Consider the following 24575-nt stretch of genomic DNA (forward strand, 5'->3'; position numbering starts at 1 on the left):
TCCCTAGAAATTAAAATACATTATATGTTTACCTAATGCCCTATTATTCGCCTCTAGTTCAAATACATTATAATAATCTTTTATGTTATTAATAGTATTTTCACTTAATACTAAAAGCTCAATTTTCTTTCTAAATTTTGGACTATTCAACAGATTAACTGCATCCTTAAAATCCTTAACATGACTTCTTGTCACACCACATAGTAATAATCCTTTTTCTAATATCTTTCTTGTATTTATTGAGACATTTTTTTCTGAAACTCCAGTTAGTACAATTTTAGTTCCTGGATTGGCCTTATCTATTATTTGATTAATTGCACTTTCAGCACCTCTACCCCCAACACATTCAAATGCAATATCTATATTAGGATTGCATAGTTCAAATTCTTCAGACGTGAAACAGTTAGCTTCTGTAAATTTATTTAATTTCTCTCTGTTATGACCTATAACAGTAATTTCTCCCACCTTTATTTCACTTAGAACGCAATACAAAATATATCCTAATATTCCATCTCCCCATATTGCAATTCTAGAATCATTAGGTATTTGTATTCTTCTAATTGCTGCAAAAGTAACTGAAATCATTTCTGAAAAAACTGATATTTTATCTTCTACATTATTAGGAAGTAATATTAAATTACTCACTGGATAACTAATACACTCTCTTGAGAAGCCATTTATGCTACTCGATGCAAATTGAGCTTTAGGACAATAATTATCTCCTAACTCTTCAATATTACAGATCTTAAATTCTTTTCTTGCTTCGTCACTTACAATATTAGGGCATAAAGCAACTTTATCCCCTGCCTTAAAAATACCTGTCGGATCTTTAATTATTGTGCCAGTAGCCTCATGCAATAAATTGATTGGATATTTTAATCCAAGTATTCTTTTATCACGTAATCCTAAATAATATCTCAAATCAGCCTTGCATATGGCTGCAGTATCTATTTTTACTACTGCTTCATCAGATTTATTATCAATATTTTCAACATATATTTCAAAACGTTTTTTGTCAACTATTTTAAATCCCTTTGAAAACATTATATACTCTCCACATTCCCTATTTTAACAATAGCTTTTAACAATACTAAATCTTCCATGGTTGTAATTTTAAAATTCAACTTATCTCCTTGCACTAATTGTACAGGTATTTCTCTTTTTAACACTAGTTGACAATCATCAGTCGCATCTATAATTACATTTTCTTGTGCATATTTATGTGTTTCCATTATCAATTTATATTCAAAACTCTGCGGAGTTTGCCCCATATATAGTTCTTTTCTCAATGGTACACTGTGAATTTTCTCACCATCTAAACTTTTCACAATAGTATCTGATGCAGGTATAACTGTATCTACTGCTTTATATTCTTTTGCTCCCGCTATATTATCGCTAATAATTCTATTGCTTATTAATGGTCTAGCAGAATCATGGATAACAACAATATCCTCATCAGCTACATCTGCTCTTATTGCTTTAAGTCCATTATAAATAGATTCTTGTCTTGTTTTTCCTGCATCTATTAACCATTTTACCTTATTAATTTCATATCTTCTAAGCCATATTCTCACATCTTCTTGCCATTCTGGTAAACACACAACTGCAACTGCATCAATCTCTGAATGCATATCAAATGCCTCCAATGTATGTATTAATATTGGTTTTCCATATACATCTATGAATTGTTTGGGTTGATCAACCAATCCCATCCTACTACCAATTCCCCCTGCTAAAATAATACCTATATTCATTTTTCTTCGCTCCTTATCTATTTTTAACTAATTCAATTAATCTTTCTGTTGCATGCCCATCACATTTATTCATATACTTTTCAACAAAACCATCATATTCAAAATCATGGTCATTTAATCTTTTAATGCAGTCAACAATTTCATCTGTTTTTCTACATATCGGTCCTGGTACAAATTCTGAATAATCGTAATAAAAGCCACGTTCATTTAGGTACTTATCTAAGTCATATGCAAAAAATATCATTGGTTTCTTTAATAACGCAAATTCAAATATACTAGACGAATAATCCGTTATTAGTAAATCTGAAACATAGAATAATTCATTTATATTAGGATACTTAGTAACATCATATACAAATGTTTTCATGTTTTGTGGAATTACTAACGGCTGTTGTACTGCCGGATGCATTTTACATATTATTATGTAACCTTGCTTGCTTAATTCTTCAAACTTGCTGAACTCTAACTGATTTCTAAACACTTTACGTTCATCATCATCACCTCTAAATGTTGGTGCATATAAAATAACTTTTTTCCCTTTAAACATAGGATAAATTTCATAAACTTTTTCTCTTACCTTTTCATGTTCAATTATATTAAATAGTTCATCTGTTCTTGATACACCTAACGGTAAAACCCTCTCCTCTGGAAGACCAAAAGCTTCAGCATAAGGCTTAACAATTTCATCTCCCGATACTATTACATGAGTATAATAATGATGCGCATTTATTTCAAACTCTTTAGTATTAGCTTGGTTTTTACCAACAGCTAGTAATCCAAATCTTTTAAATATTCCAGTTGCATGCCATACTTGTATAAATTTTGTTTCCTTCCTATGCTTCACATTATATAGATGTCTATAATAGCTATCTATTAAAATTGTACCAGACTTTGCAAATCTAAATGCCATCTTAATATACTGCGATAAATTCTTCTGATTTCCACCGATAAACTCAATATCAACATTCGGATATTCTGATTTTATTCTATTATAAAATTCAAAGTAATCAGCAGGCATTTTTTCTTTATAACTCACTAATGTAATTTTATTATAATCTACAGGCAATTTCGATAAAAATTTATATAGCTCAACATATATACTTGTTCTATATTTAAAACCCTTATTTTTAATTTTTCTTATTAGTTTATTCTTTTTAACTACTTTATCTAATTTTTGATTAACTCTTTTAATGACTTTAGTTTTAATTCCTTCAATTTTATTATCCATTGAATTGCTTATTAGTACTTCAATGCCATAAAGTCCAGGCTTAGCTAGATCTTCTGTTCTTATAAATTTAACCTTTGTTCTATCTATAAAATGTTCTTTATTCCAAACTTGTTTATTATTATTTAATCCATTGCTCAATTTAAACTTATCAGCTGTCTTTAATCTATTATCTGATTGAATTTCAAGTTTAAGCTTATAACGGCCATCTTTTATATTGTAATTAACCGAGCTTTGCCAACCAGTATTTTTTTTATTCAAATATAAAAATGCATAACTTGAACATGGTAAACTATATTTTTCTCCTTGTTCATCTTCTAGAATTAAAATCTTTTTATTAAGTCCAGTATATAAAAATGTACCCCAAAATTGAAGATTAGTATAAGTCACTGCAATTCTTTTTATCATTACTTCCTCATCACTATCTTTATAATCCCAATAATCACTTTTTTCTCCTATTATCGGTATATAACCACCATTAATTTCATAGCTTGGATCTTTTAAATCTTGTATTATAAATATAAATTTACATTGCTCTCTTATATGTTCATTAGTTGTAAATTCACATTTATATTTTCTATTAAAATTTATATATCCCTTATCCAAATATCTACGTTTCTTCATTAACTTATCACTTGGATACTTCAATTCTTCTCGTAAGCGTATATTATTATTGCAAACTTCTATATATGCATCATAAATACCAGCATTAATATCATATATTGGAATATTAATGCTCCACCCGGGATATGCATAATAATGTTTGTATGGGTTTGATTGAAAATCACTGTTACACCAATTGTTTTTTTTATTGATTAATTCATATATATGCTCTTCTTTTGTAAGCCTATTAACAAATATAAGTTTCTTACTAACATCTGTATAATTGCTATAAGACTCATAATCAATCATTGCCCATCCTTCTAGTTTTATGTATGTTTCAGTAAATTCTATATTTTCTACTCTTTGTGATATACTATTATGATTATTGATTTGATTTAAATATCTAAATACATCTAATTTATTAACATATACATCTTTATAAATTTTTTCATTTATGCTTAATCGCAAATAAATTTTTACGCTTTGCTGTTCTTCATTTACCAAATCCTTTAGTTCTTTCAAATTTACTTGTCCTTCAAACCCACTGTATAAATAATTAAATAATATCTTTCCTTTTTTTAAAGCTATATCCCTTCTTTTTAAAGAAGTAAGTTCAAAAGCCATTTCTTTTTCATTAGCTTTAAAAACTAGGAATTTGCTCATACATTTCTCAGTATTTTGGTTAAATCTATGAAAATATGCCCAACCATTGATATTTAATATTCTATCTACTATTTTTAAATTTTCTATTTTATGAAACAAATTCAAATCTGCTACCTTAACATCATCAATTTGTGATTGACTTAGGCATTTAATTCCAGTGAAATCTTTTATTTTATATCTTCCTTCATTATATAAACACTTATACAGTTTCTTCTTATTTTTTGAATATTCTTTTAATGCTTCTATATTCTCATCTAATAAAAAACTTATTTTACGTCTTTGATAATATGATAAACTATCCATATTTTCATCTAATAGCTTCCTATATTCTTTAGCTAATCTAATAATTTCCGTCCATGTCTCAGTATCTATATTTTTTGATGCATAATAATCTATAAATCTGAAGAAATCATGCTGTGATCTATCTTTATTATAAATATCCCTAGTGGTATATTTACATTCATTCATCTTTAGCACTTCAACATCCATTTTGCAAGCTTCTATACTTTCATTAAAAGTTTTTATTGTTAGTTCCTGTGTAGCTGATTTATTGTTATTGTTTTCTCTTTCTCTATAATTATAAACACAATTAGGTATTACATGTATAGATTTTGCACAAACATAGGATTTCATTACAAAAGTTCTATCTTCCCCATACCTTAAGTTTTCATCAAAGTAAATGCTATTTTCAATTAGAAACTTTTTACTATACAGTTTGTTCCAAGCTATAATATTATTAGTGAACTCTACTTCCTTGTTAAATGTTGTCAATCTTTCTGAATGATAAATCTTTTCTGTTACATGCCTAAGGGTCCACATAGAAGCCTTTTTAAATTTGCTATAATTACCGCATACCATATCTGCGTTTGATTTAGTAATTGCAATGTATAAATCTTCCAACGCTGTACAAGGCAATTTATCATCTGGATCTAAAAAGAATATATATTTACCTTTTGCAATATTAATTCCTTTATTTCTTGGTCCACCTGCTGATCCACTATTTTCCTGATTTATGACTACCAAGTTATTCATAATACCACAATAACGTTCTAATATATATTGAGTCGAATCTGTAGACCCATCATTTACCACAATCACTTCAAAATCTTTGTGAGTTTGATTTATTAATGATTCAAAACACTCATCCAAATATTGTTCTACATTATACGCAGGTATAATAACACTAATTTCACACAATTTAATACGCCCTCATTTCCTGTATATTTATCAATAACCTCCAATTAAATTCTTCTCAATAGATTTATAGATAATCTTCATAAGCATCACATACTGTTTTTGTATCACCTATCATCTTAACTTTCCCCTTTTCTAACCACACTACCTTAGTACATAATCTCCTTATTTGTTCTAGTGAATGAGATACAAATAAAACTGTTGCCTCTGATTTTATTAGTTCCAACATACGCGCTTCACTTTTTTTCCTAAATCTTCCATCTCCTACAGATAACACCTCATCAACTATAAGAATCTCTGGTACTTTAACCGTAGCAATTGAAAAACCAAGTCTTGCTTTCATTCCTGACGAATAATTTTTTATTGGAACATCTATAAATTCGTTAATCTCAGCAAAATTAATAATTTCATCTAATTTACTTTTTATAAAGTTTCTATCATATCCTAATATTAATCCATTTAAGAAAATATTTTCCCTACCTGTAAGGTCATTATCAAAACCTGCACCCAATTCAAGTAATGGTGATACTTTCCCAATTACTGTTATAGTACCATTACTTGGTTTTTGTACCCCAGCTACAACCTTAAGTAAAGTACTTTTTCCCGCTCCATTTAATCCTACAAATCCTACAACTTCACCTGACATAATATCTAAATTAATATCATTAAGTGCAACAAACTCTTCATATACTACTTGCCCTTTAATCTTCTTTATTATATATTCTTTTAATGAAGTTATTTTTTGCTTTGATTTCCTAAAATTCATGCTTACATTTTCAAATTTTATTACTCTATCGTTCAACTTCACTCACCTCGTTTCTATATATGAAAGATGAACTTATCTTGATTTTTATAAAATGCTATTAATCCAATTATCATTGCTACAACAGGATAAATAGCGCATAATATCCAATTATCACTTGTTGTTATTTTTCCATATAGTATACAATCCCTAAATACTGAAATTAAAGGAAATATTGGGTTAAATCTCAATATAACTATATAATTTTTAGGGATTATATCTGCTGAATAAAATATTGCCGACATGTACATAATCATCAGTAAAACTACTGAATACAAATGCTCCATATCCCGAAAAAACACATTTACTGTAGCTAAAAATAATCCAATTCCCAAAGCTGTAAAAAACAAGCTTATTAAGGGATAAATGGCAAGCGGTGTTATTTTATTTAATGGAACATTCATTATTATCATAATTGTGATTAATGGTGCAAATGAAATAATAAACATAATAAATGATGATATTACTCTTGATAAAGGATATAAATATTTAGGTACATATATCTTTTTTATTAGCGAACTCTTTCCCGTAATGCTTGTTAAACATTGATTAGTTGATAGAGAAAAAAAATCATAGAGTAATTTTCCTGATAAAATGTATACTGGAAAATTAGGAATTTTGTTTTTAAATAAATCTGAAAATATAAAGGTTAGTACAATCATGACCAACAATGGATTAATCATACTCCAAAATATACCCAAGACAGAATTTCTATATTTTAATTTAATATCTTTTTTTACAAATTCCCATAATAAAGCTCTATAATTATAAAAAGTTTTTACTTGTGTAATCATTTTTTACTCCTTATATTTTTCAATATATTTGCGTTTTATATTTATCTTTTGTATTATCATCTTAATCCAACAAAAAATCTAGCTAAAGCATCCTCCCAATCTGCCAACAGCTTAAATCTATTATTTGCAAGGCTTTTTTTAGATAATCTAGAATTCAAAGGCCTTACAGCCTTAGTTAGATACTCTTTTGTAGATATATAGTTAATCTTACAATCAAGATTAGCTATTTTCATAATTTCCTTAGCAAATTCCGCCCAAGAGCAGAACCCTTCATTAGTTGCGTGATAAACTCCATATTTCTCACTTTCAGTCATATCACATAAAAGCTTTGCTAAATCCACAGTATAAGTTGGGCTTCCTATTTGATCAGCAACTACATCTATAGATTTTCTTTCTTTGCCAAGTCTAAGCATAGTTTTAACAAAATTATTTCCATGTATACCAAAGACCCAAGATACTCTTACTATAAAATACTTATTTAAGTATTTTTGTACCACTAGCTCTCCTTCATACTTGGCTTTTCCATAAACTGAAAGTGGATTAGGAACATCATTTATTTCAAAAGGCTTATCTCCATGACCATCAAATACATAATCTGTGGATATGTAAATCATTTTAGCATTTACTTTTTTACATGCTTTTGCTATATTGGCTGTTCCTATTACGTTGACATTATAACATAGTTCCTTTTCATCTTCAGCTTTATCAACTGCTGTATATGCAGCACAATGTACAATGCACTTTGGTTTTAATTTTGTTATATACTCATTAACAGCCTTGTCATTTGTAATATCAAGATCTTCTCTTCCAATCCCTAATGCATTAATATTTCTCTTATTGAATTCAGTTATAACATCAAAACCTAATTGTCCCTTAGCTCCTGTGACTAAAATCATAATTTTTCATCTCACTTTAATTTCTTTAATATAACTTTAAATAACCAATTTGGCATATACTTAATTAAAATTTCAAAATACGCTTCTTTTTCATTCAGATATTTATATTTAAATATCTCAAAAATCTTTTTATTTATCCTAGCATAACAAAAAGATTCAACTCTTCTAAGAGCTTTACCATCCACATATTTTTTCACTTCATTTACTCGTTCTTTTAATATATTTACTCTCAATTTATAATAATCTTTTTTATTATAAATACCTTTGAAGCTTCCCGTCTGATTATTTCCATGTATTCTATATTTTACTAAGGTCTTATTCACGAAAGATATTTTACCATAAAAACTCCCTATAATGCAAAGCCATTGATCATGAATAGTAACTTTTGAAAAAGGAATTGATTTTTTAGCTATCTCACTGCTTATAAGCATGCAGCAACCCGAAACACAATTTTTGAAGAAAAATTTAGAGAATAAATTTTCGCCTTCAACATATTCTATTCTAGGTTTTACTTCTATTAATGATTTTGCTGTAACCGCACCATTGCTATCTATGACAGACATATCACTATAAGCAAGTACAGAATTTTCTTTAATTATTTTATAAACTAATATTTGTATTTTATTACCTTCCCAAATATCGTCTTGATCGCAATAAGCGAAATATTCACCTTTTCCTATCCTTGTAAGCTCTTCAAAAGCTTTATTAGAACCTACATTTACTTTTCCTCTTATTATTTTATAAGGAAATCTGGTAATACATTTTTCAATAACTTGTTCATTTGTTGGATTCTCTGGACAATCATCATAAATTAATAATTCCAAATTATTGTAACCTTGATTATTTAATGAAATAAGTTGTTCTTTAAACCATGAGTAATTGGGATTATAAACTGCTAGTAATATAGATATAAGCGGCAAACTATTAAAGTTTTTAACATTATCAAATTGTGTATTAACTTCCATAAACAAAAAAGAAAAACAATGTACAATTGTCAATTGTCAATTGCTCCTATCTCCTTTCGTACATTTTTGTATAGTAGCTTTGATATTCTCCGCTAATAATATTTTCCCACCAGGATTTATTATCTAAATACCATTTAATGGTCTTTTTTATCCCCTCATCAAAAGTTGTTGTTGGCAGCCATCCAAGTTCCTTGTGAATCTTATTAGGATCTATAGCATAACGCATATCATGTCCTTTGCGATCAGATACATATTTAATTAAATTTTCTGATTTTCCAAGTTCTCTTATAATAGTCTTGACAACTTCTAAATTACTTTTTTCATTATGTCCACCAATATTATAAACTTCTCCAGCTCTTCCTTTATGAATAATTAAATCAATAGCTCTGCAATGATCCTCTACATAAAGCCAATCACGCACATTTTCACCTGTACCATACACAGGCAGTTCTTTATCATTTAGTGCATTTGCTATCATTAGAGGAATTAATTTTTCAGGGAAATGATATGGTCCATAATTATTAGAACATCTTGAAATTGTAGCTGGCAGATTATAAGTTCTATAATATGCTCCAACTAAAAGATCAGCTGATGCTTTACTTGCTGAGTATGGACTTGAAGTATGCAATGGAGTTTCTTCAGTAAAAAATAAATCTGGTCTGTCTAAAGGTAAGTCTCCATAAACTTCATCAGTAGATACTTGGTGATATCTCTTTATCCCATACTTACGACAAGCATCCATAAGTACTTGAGTTCCCATAATATTAGTTTTTAAAAATATTTCAGGATTTTCAATGGATCTATCCACATGACTTTCAGCTGCAAAATTTACTATAATATCCGGAGCTTCTTTTTCAAACATTTCATAAACTGCTTTTCTATCAGCTATATCTATTTTGTAAAAACTAAAATTCAGATTGTCTTTAACATCGATCAACGTTTCCATATTTCCTGCATATGTTAAAGCATCTACACAAATTATTTTATAGTTCTCGTATTTATTAAGCATATAGTGAATAAAATTCCCCCCTATAAAGCCAGCTCCACCTGTTACAATAATCTTCATAAAAACACTCCTCGTATAATAAATTTTGTAGTTAGTTTTTAATCAATTTCCAGTATCTTAACTAACTACAAGATCTTAAAGATAACTGGAAATTATAAGAACAGTATAGAATTGCTTCTAACCGCCAATATTTATAATGAAGAATTGGCGTAGGGCTATTCGGTTTCTCCTTGTTGGCCACCTCGGTGGTACTTCTTATAAAGAGTGTTTCCCTACTTGTATTGTTAACTTCTAACCCAGTCGTTGTCCGGGTTATTAATCGATTAGCGTAGCAACTAATCCCAAAAGATTAATAACTTAGTTCCTATTAGTGCGAGGGTGTTGATGCATTACAAATTAGAGATAATCCTATGCCAGTTCTTTTTTCTATTTTAAATGAAAGGTGGTAATACCATGAATAACGCTTTAACAACTACCTTATTCATTGGTATAGATGTTAGTTCAAAATCCAATTATGTCTTTGCTTTAGATTTCTTTGGTAAAAAACTATTATCATTTCAAGTAAATAATAACCTTCCAGGTTCGGAAGAAATAGTATCTACTATTTTATCTTGCCTTAAGGAAAACAACCTAACACGCCTAACAATAGCTATGGAATCAGCCTCATTCTATAGCTGGCATTTAGCCAATACATTAGCTGCTCACGAGGCTTTGGTATGGTTTAAGCCTAAAGTTCACTGCATGAACCAAAGAGTGATTTGTGCATATAAGAAATCCTTTATTGATATGGATAAGACCGATCCAAAGGATGCATTTATCATCGCTGACTTTGCAAGAGTCGGTAAAATAACTACTGCTCCATGGAATGGTGCTCAATATATAGCATTACAAAGACTTACTAGATGCAGACTTCATCTGATGGAAAATATAAGCCGTGAAAAGTCTTATATTTTATCAAATATCTTTTTAAAATTTAGTGAGCTAGCTGTACTTGATAAAAGTGAAAATCCTTTTCCAAATACATTTGGAGCTACCTCATTAGCTGTTTTAACAGAATACATGTCTACCGAAGAACTTGCTAATGCAAGTATCGAAGATTTAGTTGCCTTTTTAGTTGAGAAAAGTAAAAACAGATTCTCAAATCCAGAAGCTACTGCCAAGTTGCTTCAAAAAGCTGCTAGAGATTCTTATCGGCTAGACAAAGCTTTGTATGATCCTTTAAATGCGACTATTGCGGCTTCTCAAAACTCTGTATTAAAGCTTTAGAGAAAGAGGTTAAAGAATTAGATAAAGCTATTGAAAAAGCTATTAAAAGAATCGATAATCATGAATTTCAATGCCTATTATCAATTCCTGGCATTGGTCCTGTATTTACAGCTGGAATAATATCCGAAATTGGTGACATAACCAAATTTAATAATCAAGGTTGCATAGCTAAATATGCTGGTTTAACTTGGAGAAAGAAACAATCAGGCAATTTTACTGCTGACAATACCTTTCTAACTAAAACAGGTAATAAATATTTAAGATATTATTTATTAGAAGCTGCCGCTAGCGTCGTTAGACATAGTGATGAATACCGTGATTATTATCATAAAAAATATGATGAAGCCTTAATACATAAACACAAAAGAGCACTTGCACTAACTGGACGTAAACTTGTAAGATTGATTTTTGCTTTGCTACACAATAATCAACTTTATACCTCTAAAGAGGTAGTTGGAAAAGCTATAATTTAATATGATGTTGTGTGCAGTCTTATAATTGCCAGTTAAATTCTAGAAATAAAAAAGGTTTATTAAGTGATTTCTTTTTTTCATAAGTGATTTCTTTTTTTCATAAGACAAACTAACAAATTCCCAATTTTATTAAAATTTTATCTTGACATACTACCAGTCGTCTTTTTAATGGACAATTGACAATGAATAATTGACAATTACGGATGAAATTCCTTACGGAATTTCTGAAATATAATTATCGAAAATCTGTAAGCTTTTCTTCCTTAATTGTCCATTGTAAATTGTTTATTGTTAATTCCTTCATATATAAATGTACAGTCACTATCTTTAAGTAACGGTGCCTTTTTGTCTTTTTCTGATAAAATTGGATCTTCAATTCCCCATTCAATACCTATCTCAGGATCGTTAAACTTAATGCTTCTATCACTTTCATGATTATAATAATTATCTGTTTTATAAACAAATTCTACATCATCAGTTAACGTCAAAAATCCATGTCCAAATCCTCTTGGAATAAATAATTGTTTTTTATTTTCTGCTGAAAGCTCCACAGATATCCATTCTTTATATGTAGGTGATCCCTTTCTTAAATCCACTGCTACATCAAGTACCGACCCTCTGATACATCGCACTAATTTGGCCTGAGCATGTTCTCCATTTTGAAAGTGAATCCCTCTAAGTATTCCTTTTCCCTTTGAATATGATTGATTATCCTGCACAAAATCGCAGACTATCTCTGGAGTTTTAATTCTAGAGTAGGTTTCCATAAACCATCCTCTCTCATCTCCAAATACTTGAGGTTCTACTATATAAACACCTTTTAATTTAGTTCCTATCAAATTCATTATATAACCTTCTTTTAATGTACAATTGACAATTGTCAATTGTACATTGTCCATTGTCAATTAATAAATAACTTTATTATCTGCAACATTCTTAAGATGTTGCCCATAAGGACTTTTCCCATACTCCTTAGCACTTTTCATTAATGTCTCTTTATTAATCCAGCCATTTTTATAAGATATTTCTTCTAAGCAAGCTATTTTAATTCCTTGTCTTGTTTCAATTACTTTTATATATTCAGAAGCCTCTGTCAAGCTATCCACGGTTCCAGTATCAAGCCATCCATATCCACGTCCGAGAGTAACTACATCTAATTTCCCATTTTCAAGATATATCTTATTTAAATCTGTGATTTCTAGCTCCCCTCTTAAAGATGGTTTTAATAATTTCGCATATTCGCATACTTTATTATCATAAAAATACAATCCTGTTACAGCATAATTTGACTTTGGACTTCTTGGCTTTTCTTCTATAGATATCGCCTTCCCAGCCTTATCAAATTCTACAACTCCAAATCTTTCTGGATCATTTACATAATATCCAAAAATTGTTCCGCGGCCTTCATTTTCTATAGCTTTCTTTAAGTGTTGTTTTAGTCCATTTCCATGAAATATATTATCTCCTAGAATCATTGCACAATTATCATTTCCAATGAATTCTTCTCCTAATATAAATGCCTGAGCTAACCCTTCTGGAGCCTGTTGTGCCTTATAGGATAAATTCATTCCATATCTGGAGCCATCACCTAATAGCTTTTCAAAATTCGGCAGATCTTTTGGTGTTGAAATAATTAATATATCCCTTATTCCTGCCAGCATCAAGGTTGATAAAGGGTAATATATCATAGGCTTATCATATACTGGTAAAAGCTGTTTTGATGTTACCATTGTTAACGGATAAAGTCTTGTTCCGCTCCCCCCTGCTAGTACTATACCTTTAGTCAAAATTCATCACTTCCTCCAACGTTATATTAAAAAACATAATCACTATGCTATGTTTTAATTTGAAATTAACAATTTCCGTCAAAATTTCCTATAGAATTTTTTGAATCTTATCTTTTTGAAAAGCTGTAAGCTTTTCTTCCCTCATTCATTGTTAATTAGAATATATTACATTTAATTTTAACATATAAGTCTAAATAAATAAATGCATTCTATAACCTTTATGTTTTCCATCAACTTGAATTAAACTCAAATTTTATCAGTCAAAATAATGGTATTATACTACTTAATTCATTGCAAAATTCCGTATAAAATGATATTATACAGCTAACTAACATACTTATAATAATAATATAAAAGGATGAGTCTTTATGATAAAGGAAAATCAGAAATTCTTAAATGAAATTAACGCCATTACAGATATTATAATTTTATTCTTATCTATGACTTTAGCATACTTTACTCGATTTTATATATTCTCACCAAATACTGAGTATATAAAACTAATAACTTATATTCAATTCAGCTTTTTTATACTTCCGATAAATCTTATTATTTTTACTTTCTTTAATTTGTATCATTCTTTTAGAACCGTATCCTTTACTAAAGAATGTATGAAAATAATTGAAGCAAATACGTTTCTTACAGCAATAATACTATCTTTATTATTTATCTTTAAATTAGTTAACATCTCTAGATGGGTTATTGTTATATTTTATCTTATAAATATAATTTTAATAGTTACTAAAAGATTAATTTTAAGAAAAGTTTTGTCCTATATGAGGGCAAAAGGATTAAATTTAAAGCATTTAATAGTTGTTGGTGCAGGTGAAGTTGCTAGTGAATATTTAAAAGTTATTATTAATAATAAATCATATGGTTATAATTATCTTGGTTATGTTGCTAATAATTTGAATTTTTATGGTACAAGCCTTGGAAACTATGACGATTTATTAGATATCTTAAATAAGTACAAGCCAGATGAGGTCGTTTGCGCCCTTGATATATCAGATGCCAAATACATAGAAAAAATAGTTTCAGATTGCGAAAAGAGCGGAACAAAAATTTCTATAATTCCATTTTGCTATAAATACATTCCAAGTCATCCCTATATAGACCAAATTGGAGATATACCGTTAATTAATATTAGAAGGATTCCGTTAGATAATTTAGGCAATTCCCTTATTAAGAGATCTATAGATGTTATAGGTTCAATCGCTTTAATAATTATTACAAGTCCAATTATGATCTTCACTACATTAATTATTAAATTAACTTCAAAAGGACCTATTATATTTAAACAAGAACGCGTAGGTTTAAATAAGAATTTATTTACCATGTATAAATTTAGATCTATGAAAGTTAATTCAGAAGAACGAAGTGGCTGGAGCACAAATAGCGATCCGCGAAGAACTAAATTCGGCTCCTTTATTCGTAAATTTTCCATTGATGAACTCCCTCAATTCTTTAATGTACTAAAAGGTGATATGAGCTTAGTAGGACCAAGACCAGAATTGCCCTTTTTTGTAGAAAATTTCAGAAATGAAATTCCACTTTATATGGTTAAACATCAAGTAAAACCAGGAATAACTGGTTTAGCTCAAATAAAAGGATATAGAGGTGATACTTCAATAAAAAAAAGAATCGAGTACGATATTAAGTATATTGAGAATTGGAGTTTACTAATGGATATAAGTATATTATTCCAAACTGCTTTCAAAGGATTTAAAAATAACGAAAAAGTCATCTTAAACAATACTGAATCTGTCAATAATAGAATGGATTTATAGAACAATTATATTAGGCTAATCTTTTAAATAATTTCCGAAATCCGCTAACCATATTTTTTCCGCTAGCGGATTTTTTATATAGTTTACTTATCCTCACTAATATTCTTCATATTAAATTTATTATACTAATCAAAATTACAATCTTTTTGGCAAAATTATTATTGTGAGCAAATAATTGCAATGGCTTATCTCCAGTGTTATAATATTACATATTTGTATGAATAATTTACAAAAATAAACTTACTAGGATGTGTAGATAGTGGAAAAAATAAAAAATTATTTAGAAGAAAAAACGTATTTTCCAAGAAGATTTTTAAGAGAAGTGAAATTTAACTTTTTCATTCCTATAGCTCTTATTCTTACAATAATACCTTTGATAGTTCATGTAGCGTCCGTTAGAATAGATGATGAAACTATAGAAATATATGCTAGAGCTCTACAATCAGACCTTTTTTCTCAGTGGAAAGCCTCCATATTATTGTTTTTTTCAATAATACTAGTTATTTTTGGTATTCTCTTCTTTAAACGAATATTTGAAAAAAAAGATAAAGTTACTAATCTTATCCTAATTGGAAGTATTATATTTTGGATTTTCACCTTATGCTCTGCAATTTTTTCAGTACATAAAGCTTATGCCATTCATGGTGCATTTGATAGAGCCGAAGGCTTTATTACTATTACTTGTTATATTATCTTATTAATATATTCAATTTATACTTTTAGAACAGCTAAAAACCTTAAATATGTTATTGTTCCAATTCTTATATTAGTTGCAATCGAAGCCTTTTTAGGAGTCTTTCAATATACAGGAAATGATTTAATCAACAGTACATTAGGTTTGTTTCTTGTCACCGGTAAAACTACTGGCAAGCTTAGCTTAATGTATGAAACCGGAAAATTATATGGAACTTTATATCATTATAATTATGTCGGAAGTTTTGTTGCTATAGTATTACCAATATTAGTTGTTTTAGCGATATTTGTTAAGAAAACTATATATAAAATACTTTTAGGTATTGGTGCATTGCTCTCTCTATGGTTATTATTCGGAAGTACCTCTCGTGCTGGTATTATTGGTATTGGCTTTTCTGCACTTTTAGGTATTATAATATTGTGGAAATCTATCTTTAAAAGATGGAAAATCATTGCAATATGTATTGCCGCACTAGTCGTGTTAGTCGTAGGACTTAATCTTGCAACAAACGGTACAATTTTTATAAGAACTTCAAGCTTAATATCTGATTCTTTAAGTTTCTTTAAAGACACAAGCGATTTTAATTATCAGGAACATACTCCAGTTAAAGATGTTAAAAATATTGATAATCATTCTGAAATTATATTTCCTAAAGAAACTTTAAAGTTATCTTACGAAAATAATAAATTAACCTTTAGAAATTCTAAAAATGAATTAGTAAATTATATTCAAAAGAACAATGTTTTTACTACCGATAATGCAGCTTTTAAAAACACCTCTTTTGAATTTGAGCGAGCAAAAACCGATACTGCTGTCGCATTTATATATATGAAGATTAATAACGATTATACCTTTGCATTTAGATTAGGAAAAGACAACAGCATCCACTTAATTGATATTAATAACAACAATGATATTGATATAGATTACCCTGAAACTATTAGTTTGTTTAATGGTAAAGAAAAGCTTGGATCATCAAGAGGTTATATTTGGTCAAGATCTATTCCTCTAATAAAAAATAACATTGTAATTGGTGGCGGGCCAGATAGTTATATATATCAATTTCCCAAAAATGATTTAATCGGTAAATACTATGCTTATGATACTCCAAATATGATTGTTGACAAACCACATAATTTATATTTACAAATTGCATTAAATGAAGGTTTAATTGCGTTATTAGCATTTTTAGCTATTATGATAATCTATATTGTTGATAGCATAAAACTATATGCTTTAAAGAAAGAATACAATGAATCTCAAATTTTAGGAATTGCAATTTGTTTAGGTGTTGTAGGATACTTATTTGCTGGATTGTTTAATGATTCTGTAATAAGTGTGGCGCCAATTTTTTGGATAATTTTAGGTGTCGGTGTTTCAATTAATTATACCAATCGCCAAACCTTTAAATAAAATGATGATTAATTAATTTTTATTTTAAAAATAAAAAAGTGGGTAGTATATTCAAACATACTGTCCACTTTTTATTTTTTAATTTATCGCTGATTTTTTTACAGAATATTAAATTAATCTTATTTACTTAATCCAATCTCCATTTGGACCTAAACTATATCCGTCAATTATTGTGTTTGCAGCCATAACTCCACTAGAATATAAGTAATACCATACCCCATTATTATCTCTAAGCCAGCCTGTAACCATGGCACCACTGTTATCTAAATAATACCAGCTTCCATTATATGATATCCAGCCTGTAGCCATTGTTCCATCCTCTTTAAAATAATAATTCTTTCCATAATTTTTATCAAAATACCAGGTACTCTTTAATGGATTTCCTATAGAATCGTTATATTGCCATTTTCCATTTATATTTACCCACTGATTAGTTTTAACATCTTTACCTGTCACTTGCGCATTGCTTGATGTATTAGATTGGCTTTTCCCGTCACTTGTGCCTCTATATACTGTAACAGTATATATTCTTTCTTCATACTCATCATCATTTCGATCATATGTATTACTATTATTGATCTTTATTGTAATTACATTCTTTCCCTCATTTAAATTTATTCTTCTTATATAAGGATCTTCTGTTGTAGATCCATTAACTCTAACCACATCATCAAATTCAGGTTTTGCTTTTAGAATTATACTATCCCAATCTTCATTAACATCCACAGCATAAGAAGTTACTTTAGGTTTAAACTTAAGTGGGACATCTCCACCTTGTATAACTATATCATCTAAGTATATTGGATCCTGTTCGTTATCAATCACTTCCGAAGTATTTCCTCCAGCAGCTGTTCCACCTCTATTTATATTTAATGTGTATGTCTGCTCCTTTCCTTCACTATCCTGAAGTTCTATAAGAATTTTATTTTCTCCATTATTTAAACTTACCATTCTTCTGAAATCATCATATTTATATACTCTTATTCCATCAATTTTAACATCATCATCTTCATCTTCAGGCTTTGCAGCTATTCTTATTTCATTAACCGAAGAATTTACATTTACATTATAAGACATCTTATCCTCAGAAAAGTCTATATCTCCATCACTCAAGATAATGTTATCTAAATAAACATCATCTGAATCTGAATCTGAATCATTTGAAGCACTCCCTCTGTTTATTACTAGATTATATGTTCTTATGCCATAATCTTCAGTTTCGACTTTTATTTTAATCATATTCCGTCCTTTATCTAATTCAACTTCTTTTTGAGCTTTTCTATTATCATCTAAAGGAACTTCCTCACCATCTATCTTTATTTTATCATCTCTATCTTTTGCTTTGGCTGTAATTACTACTGTGCTATCACTACTATCAACCTTTACAGTATATTCAGTTTTCTTTTTTGAAAAACTCAAATCTCCTTCACTTATATCAAGATCATCCAAATAAGAATTTTCTATGGCATCTTTGTCGTCGTCTGAAGATGCATAAGCTGTATCTACCGAGTTAATAAATTTTACTGGTGAAGCTATGGAAAATGCTGATATAGCCAGAGTCATAGCAATTATACGCTTTATATTTTTGTTCATAATATTACCTCCAGTCTTATAATATTAATTTTACCTTATGAATATATAATTTAAAATACTATTTTGCAAAAAATACTCTATTTATAGGTTTATCTGTAATCATAAATAATTATAACCTTTAAATATAAATATGAACATAAGGAATAAGATATGATTTAATTAACAATTGACAATGTACAATTTTGGATAAAATTTCTTTAGGAATTTTTAAAATATGTTTCTAAGAAAAGCTGTAAGCTTTTCCTCCCTAATTGTCAATTGTACATTGTCCATTGTCAATTATCTATTGTTTATTTATGAAAAAAGAGACGAGGTTATACCTCGTCCCATTTTTAAATTAACAATTTAAAATTGCTAATTATTGAATCCAAGCTCCTGAAGCTCCTAATACATAACCATCAACAGTTGTGTTAGCAAGCATAGCTCCTGATGCATTTAAGTAGTACCAAGTTCCATTGTCATTTAACCAACCAGTAGCCATTGCTCCTGATGATTGTAAGTAGTACCAAGTACCTCCATCATTAACCCAACCAGTAGCCATTGCTCCTGATGCATTTAAGTAGTACCAAGTAGAACCAACTTGTTGCCATCCAGTAGCCATAACACCGTCAGCTTTTAAGAAGTACCAAGCTCCTTGATAGTTAACCCAGTTGTTAACAACTTTAGTTCCAGTTGCATCAAAGAATGTCCAAGTTCCATCAGCAGCTTGTGACCAACCTACTGTAGCTGGAGCAGCTGGAGTAGCATCTGAAGCAGTTTCAGCTGCACCTTCTGTTACAGTTGTATAGATATCTCCATCTTGTTCCCAAGTGATTATATTCTTTTCATCATATACGCTTAATACGTTTAATGAAGAATCTACAGAATATTTCTTAGTCATTTCATTGTTTGCAAATTCATAGATTTTTCCATCAGCTACAACCCAAACATTTCCATCAACGTCTGTATCGTATGGTAAACCTGAATGTCCATCGTTATCGATATCGTCATCTACGTCTACATCATCATCATCATCTTTTTCTGCTAAGTAAACATCTACTTTATCATCTTTATCAAATATTCCATTATGATCTTCATCATATGGTCTCTTTGCAGTATCAGAATCAGAATCATCTAAATATTTAACTTTATCTTTCTTAAAGTTAATACTAGTTACTTTAACATTATCCTTGCCTTCATCATATCTGATAGCTAATAATTGTCCATTAGCTACTGAGAATGTAGTATCGTCTTTAACTTCTCTATTATCAGTAAATATTGCATCATATGCATCATCTGCATCTCCACAATCAAGTTCACCCTTAGTTACTTCGTAAGATGAAACTTCTTTTGGAAGATAAGCATCATCCTTTTGATCTCCTTGAGCTTTAGCAACCTTTTGGATGAAGTAACGGTTAGTAACACCTACAACTGAACCATCAGTATTTTTAGTAATTGTCTTAAATCCATCAGTTGCAACTGCTGAACCTGTTGTAGTTCCTGTAACTTTTGCATTCTCAGAACTATCAAATATATTAACATTAACTAATATATAAAGATTATCCTTGTCTTGAGCTAATAACTTTGGAGCTGCTGCAAGTGAAGCAGTTAATCCAGCATCTTTATCATAATCATCATATTCTTCAATCTTAACATATTTTCCTTCTTTAGTGCTATATGCATAGATGTTTGCAAGGTTAGAAACATCTACATATTTACCATCTTCATTAGTAAATCCATATAACTTACCTGTCTTAGCATTATCTTCATTACTATTTACTGAATAAGCATACCAGTCTTCACCAAACTTAGTTGAGTAAACTGCTTTATATGCATCATCATTACCATCTACAGCATTACCATCTTTATCAAGGAAATCGATATCTTCAGTAGAATTAACATCATCATATCTATCAGTTTTAGCTAATTTTGATTTTAATTTTGTTTTAGCTGTATCATATTGATCTTCTGGAGTATCATCATCACTTACATCTCCATTTGTCATATCAACTAAATATTCATCGTCTCCATCTTTTGCATAAGCATATTTATCTTGGAATGAACCTTCAAGATCAGCATCTTCAACATCGTCTAATGCCTTATCTTTGCTTCCATCATTATAATAGATACCTAGATCATCATCATCTGTTCTATATCCTTGATATGCATATTTACCATCTGAAAATGCTACTGCATTATCGATAGTACCATCCTTAGTTCCTAATTTGTCTGAAGCCATAGCTGGTACTACTGACATAACAGAAGCAGCAGCTACTAATAAAGCTGTAATTTTGTTTGCTCTTTTAAACATAATTTTTCTTTCCCTCCTAAATTTTAAAATTCAGATAAATTATAGCACTATTGTACAACCCTGTAAAGGTATATAATGCCTATGTGTGTACATTAATGTAAAATTCCACATTTAACGATTTATATCATATGTAATTTATACTAAAAATACACCGATTATACTAATATACCATATAAATTAAAACTTGTACAGAAAATACTATATCTTTTCTAATTTTATTTAAGTTCCTAGTCTTTCCTATGTTGTCATTAACTAATACAAATGTAAATTCTATTTTGGGGACTTTTTTTAATAATAATTTCTACTTTTTTATATTTTTTAGAAATTATTTTTTTATTTCCCCTAAGTACCGTTTATTTCTTTTAAATACATTATATAATACAAAAGGTTAATTTTATTTGGGGACTTTTTTAATTGACAATTTACAATTGTCAATTAATAAAGCACTATTTAATCCACGCTCCATCGCTCCCTAGTCTGTATCCATCTATCTTTGTATTCTTAGCCATAGCTCCATTGCTTTGCATATAGTAATACTTACCATTTGTATCTTTAATCCAGCCTGTCATCATCACCCCATTAGAATCTAAGAAATACCATTCGCCATTAACATTCTGCCAATCTGTTTTTCTTGCTCCATCTGCCCCCAGATAGTACCAGTTGCCACCTAAGCTTAACCAATTGACTGCCATTGTACCATCTTCTTTTAAATAATAAGTCTTTCCGTAGTTTTTATCATAATACCAGCTGTTTCTTACAGGAGCTCCAGTAGAATCGTTATATTCCCATACTCCATTTATTAACACCCATTGATTAGCTTTTATATTTTTATCTACTTGGGCTGCATTTGGGCCGTTTGAAGTATTTGTATTAGATTTTTCTCCTCTTATTACATTTATTGTGTATGTGGTAATATTGTCATCAAGATCTGTTAGATTAATTTTTACTACGTTTAATCCCATTTTAAAATGCAGATCTTTTTTATATCCATCATCTTCATCGACTGTGAACCCGCCAATTTTTACAGTGCAATCGTCATCTTTAGGTTCAGCTTTAATTTCTATATCATCTTGATTTCCATTAATTGTTACATTATATATAAAGTTCTCTTCATCGAAATTAATTGGAATTTTACCTGAATCTAAAGTCAGATTATTTAAATAAATATCATTACTTTCTGATTTAATTATATTTATTTTATACGTTTTAGCACAATTACTTATATTTTCATCATCCACTGCCCTTTCTAGTGCCGCTTCACTTGTATACGTTCTTACATAAAGGGTAGTTTTTCCTTCCTTTATAGATATATCTTCTTCCATATCATGAGGAGTTGCATAGTTCCTATCAGATTCAAATACTTTAGCTATATAACCTTCTCCCTCTACCTCTCCAAATATTTTAACTCCATCACTATTTTTATCAAGTGTCACATAGTAATCTTTGTCATCTGTTAAATACTTCTTATATCCACTATAATCATCACAAAGTTCAAGGCTTTCACCATCTGTAGATTGAACATCTAAAGATTTTAATTCTCCTTTGTCTGCTAAAGAATAAGTTGAAACTTCTGCATAAGCTTTTGTAGTAATAAATGATAAGTTTACTGGAGAAAACATTGATAAACAACTTATAGAGAGTAAACTTGCAAACATCACTTTAATCTTTTTATTCATTTTATTTCCCTCCCATAATTTCGATCTAATAGAAATTGTAATTCTACATTATATATATGTTGCAATTGAAAATTTACAATGTACAATCGACAATTATAGTTGAAATCCTTACAGGATTTCTTCAATAATTGTTAATTGTGAACTATACATTGCAAATTGCAATATATATATGTAATTAATTTTTTATAAATACCTACGGCATTTGAAATTGAGCTTTCTTAAAGTTTCTTAATCATTTTATTTCTATATTTTTAGATTTTATGTGTGCGCCTTAACCAGAAAGGACAGGTACTCTGTTATTTCGGTAAGCCACCACATAAATTTACCCCCATCTATTTATCGAGAGATCCAAGCTCCATTTGAATCTAGTTTATACCCATTTATTATTGTGTTCTTTGCCATAACTCCAGAAGAATTCAAGTAATACCACTTTCCATCATAATCCTGGAGCCAGCCTGTCCTCATTGAGCCATTTGAATTTAAATAATACCACTCACCATTTATTAACTGCCACCCTGTTTTCATTGTTCCATTGCTATCCATGTAATACCATAGATTATTAATCTGTTTCCATCCTATAGTCTTATTTCCTTGCTCATCTATATACGACCATTGTCCATTATTTAATCCCCAACCTTTAGCAACCGTATTATTATTTCCAGCTGGAGATGTCTGATGATTTTCTTGAGCATTTGACGAAGTCTCTGTTCCTCCTCTATTTATATGTAATGTATATATTTTTTCCAGATCTTCATCATCTTTTTCACCTTCTATTTTTATTTGTATTTCATTTTCCCCTTTAATTAAAGATACTGTTCTTTTATAATTCCTATCTTCAGATGCAGTTACTTTATCTATTTCCACATCATAATCATCATCTTCTGGAACTGCTTTTATACTAATCTCTGAAAGATCCGCTGGAACGTTTACCTTATAATCAGTTTTCTCTCTTGAAAAATTTATTTCTCCTTCACTCAAACTTATATTACTTAAATAGATTTGCTTATTTTCTATATGCCCTCTTTTTACCGTTAAGGTATATGTCTTTTTTGCTGATCCATTTTGAACCTTTATAGTAATTTTATTTTCTCCTTTATCCAAATTTACTATTTTTTCATAACCTTCATCTTCAGATACCTCAGTCCCTTCTATTTCAACTTCTGCATCCTCATCACTAGGTGTTGCTCTTACTGCTAATTCATCTACCGATGAATCTAATTGCAAGGTATATTCTGTTACTGTTTTTTTAAAGTCTATCGAACCTTTCCCTAAAGAAATTTTCTTTAAATCAGCTCCTTTGACTCTTGCTTCGGCACTTGTTGTCAAAATATTTAAATATTTTGAAGGTTCTATTATAGAAAATGCACTAATAGTAAGAGTGATTGCTATTATGCGTTGAATCCCTTTATTCATTTAAATTCCTCCAATTAATTATATTTCACTAATTATATATATTTTAACATATTTTTCACTTCTATAACCATTTTAATTGACAATTTACAATGTATAATTAATAATTTAGGTTGAAATTCCTCACAGAATTTTTAAAAATATATTTTTTGAAAATCTATAAGCTTTTCTTCATCAATTGTTAATTGTAGTTTTTTCTTTTATTTAATTATAGATACTAAATCTCAAAATTATACTTGATTTTTACATTATTTTCCAATACTATATTTCTAAAAAATTTGCAA

General features: G+C 29.2%; 18 protein-coding genes. 4 read left to right on the forward strand and 14 right to left on the reverse strand.

Annotation, left to right across the window (positions count from 1 at the left end; all coding sequences use genetic code 11):
* Positions 1–3: 3 nt before the first annotated feature.
* The 8 genes from CDLVIII_RS27570 to rfbB all read right to left on the reverse strand — a co-directional run bounded on the left by CDLVIII_RS27570 (position 4) and on the right by rfbB (position 9962).
* A complete protein-coding gene (locus tag CDLVIII_RS27570) occupies positions 4–1044 on the reverse strand; it encodes an alcohol dehydrogenase catalytic domain-containing protein (RefSeq protein WP_009172769.1) in 1041 nt (346 codons plus the stop codon).
* Positions 1044–1754: a 2-C-methyl-D-erythritol 4-phosphate cytidylyltransferase gene (gene ispD / locus CDLVIII_RS27575; RefSeq protein WP_009172770.1), complete on the reverse strand. Its 711-nt coding sequence runs from the start codon at positions 1752–1754 to the stop codon at positions 1044–1046. Before ispD ends, CDLVIII_RS27570 begins: the two co-directional genes overlap by 1 nt.
* A 13-nt stretch (positions 1755–1767) precedes the next feature.
* Positions 1768–5442, reverse strand: a complete 3675-nt coding sequence (locus CDLVIII_RS29575) for a CDP-glycerol glycerophosphotransferase family protein (protein WP_009172771.1) — start codon at positions 5440–5442, stop codon at positions 1768–1770.
* 64 nt (positions 5443–5506) lie between these two features.
* Positions 5507–6241, reverse strand: coding sequence for an ABC transporter ATP-binding protein (locus CDLVIII_RS27585; protein ID WP_009172772.1), 735 nt, complete (start codon positions 6239–6241; stop codon positions 5507–5509).
* A gap of 17 nt (positions 6242–6258) precedes the next feature.
* A complete protein-coding gene (locus CDLVIII_RS27590) occupies positions 6259–7035 on the reverse strand; it encodes an ABC transporter permease (RefSeq protein ID WP_009172773.1) in 777 nt (258 codons plus the stop codon).
* A 56-nt stretch (positions 7036–7091) separates the two neighbouring features.
* Positions 7092–7931: a dTDP-4-dehydrorhamnose reductase gene (rfbD, locus tag CDLVIII_RS27595; protein ID WP_009172774.1), complete on the reverse strand. Its 840-nt coding sequence runs from the start codon at positions 7929–7931 to the stop codon at positions 7092–7094.
* A gap of 11 nt (positions 7932–7942) precedes the next feature.
* Positions 7943–8896, reverse strand: coding sequence for a glycosyltransferase (locus tag CDLVIII_RS27600; RefSeq protein ID WP_035302627.1), 954 nt, complete (start codon positions 8894–8896; stop codon positions 7943–7945).
* Positions 8897–8942: 46 nt separating this feature from the next.
* Positions 8943–9962: a dTDP-glucose 4,6-dehydratase gene (gene rfbB, locus CDLVIII_RS27605; protein WP_009172776.1), complete on the reverse strand. Its 1020-nt coding sequence runs from the start codon at positions 9960–9962 to the stop codon at positions 8943–8945.
* A gap of 393 nt (positions 9963–10355) precedes the next feature.
* On the opposite strand from rfbB, the gene CDLVIII_RS32815 reads away from it, so the two are divergent.
* Together CDLVIII_RS32815 and CDLVIII_RS32820 are read left to right on the forward strand one after the other, a co-directional pair.
* Positions 10356–11168, forward strand: a complete 813-nt coding sequence (locus tag CDLVIII_RS32815; protein ID WP_347462061.1) for a transposase — start codon at positions 10356–10358, stop codon at positions 11166–11168.
* A 128-nt stretch (positions 11169–11296) separates the two neighbouring features.
* Positions 11297–11641, forward strand: a complete 345-nt coding sequence (locus CDLVIII_RS32820) for a transposase (RefSeq protein WP_347462534.1) — start codon at positions 11297–11299, stop codon at positions 11639–11641.
* Between the two features lie 263 nt (positions 11642–11904).
* On the opposite strand, the gene rfbC is transcribed toward CDLVIII_RS32820, so the two are convergent.
* Positions 11905–12486 (reverse strand): dTDP-4-dehydrorhamnose 3,5-epimerase, encoded by a 582-nt coding sequence (rfbC, locus tag CDLVIII_RS27615; RefSeq protein WP_009172778.1) that lies wholly within the window; start codon positions 12484–12486, stop codon positions 11905–11907.
* A gap of 60 nt (positions 12487–12546) precedes the next feature.
* Complete coding sequence (gene rfbA, locus CDLVIII_RS27620; RefSeq protein WP_009172779.1) at positions 12547–13428, reverse strand: glucose-1-phosphate thymidylyltransferase RfbA; 882 nt, start codon at positions 13426–13428, stop codon at positions 12547–12549.
* 368 nt (positions 13429–13796) lie between these two features.
* On the opposite strand from rfbA, the gene CDLVIII_RS27625 reads away from it, so the two are divergent.
* Together CDLVIII_RS27625 and CDLVIII_RS27630 are read left to right on the forward strand one after the other, a co-directional pair.
* A complete protein-coding gene (locus CDLVIII_RS27625; RefSeq protein ID WP_009172780.1) occupies positions 13797–15215 on the forward strand; it encodes an undecaprenyl-phosphate glucose phosphotransferase in 1419 nt (472 codons plus the stop codon).
* Between the two features lie 322 nt (positions 15216–15537).
* Positions 15538–17322 (forward strand): O-antigen ligase family protein, encoded by a 1785-nt coding sequence (locus tag CDLVIII_RS27630; protein WP_144005447.1) that lies wholly within the window; start codon positions 15538–15540, stop codon positions 17320–17322.
* Positions 17323–17445: 123 nt separating this feature from the next.
* On the opposite strand, the gene CDLVIII_RS27635 is transcribed toward CDLVIII_RS27630, so the two are convergent.
* The 4 genes from CDLVIII_RS27635 to CDLVIII_RS27650 all read right to left on the reverse strand — a co-directional run bounded on the left by CDLVIII_RS27635 (position 17446) and on the right by CDLVIII_RS27650 (position 24294).
* Entirely contained in the window at positions 17446–18915 is a 1470-nt protein-coding gene (locus CDLVIII_RS27635; RefSeq protein ID WP_009172782.1) for a cadherin-like beta sandwich domain-containing protein, read from the reverse strand.
* Between the two features lie 358 nt (positions 18916–19273).
* The gene (locus tag CDLVIII_RS27640; protein ID WP_009172783.1) at positions 19274–21205 is read right to left on the reverse strand and encodes an N-acetylmuramoyl-L-alanine amidase family protein; all 1932 of its coding nucleotides are present in this window, start codon (positions 21203–21205) and stop codon (positions 19274–19276) included.
* Between the two features lie 446 nt (positions 21206–21651).
* Entirely contained in the window at positions 21652–22881 is a 1230-nt protein-coding gene (locus CDLVIII_RS29580) for a cadherin-like beta sandwich domain-containing protein (protein ID WP_009172784.1), read from the reverse strand.
* Positions 22882–23217: 336 nt separating this feature from the next.
* Positions 23218–24294, reverse strand: coding sequence for a cadherin-like beta sandwich domain-containing protein (locus CDLVIII_RS27650; protein WP_009172785.1), 1077 nt, complete (start codon positions 24292–24294; stop codon positions 23218–23220).
* Positions 24295–24575: the final 281 nt, after the last annotated feature.

Source organism: Clostridium sp. DL-VIII (genome assembly GCF_000230835.1).
GTDB lineage: Bacteria > Bacillota > Clostridia > Clostridiales > Clostridiaceae > Clostridium.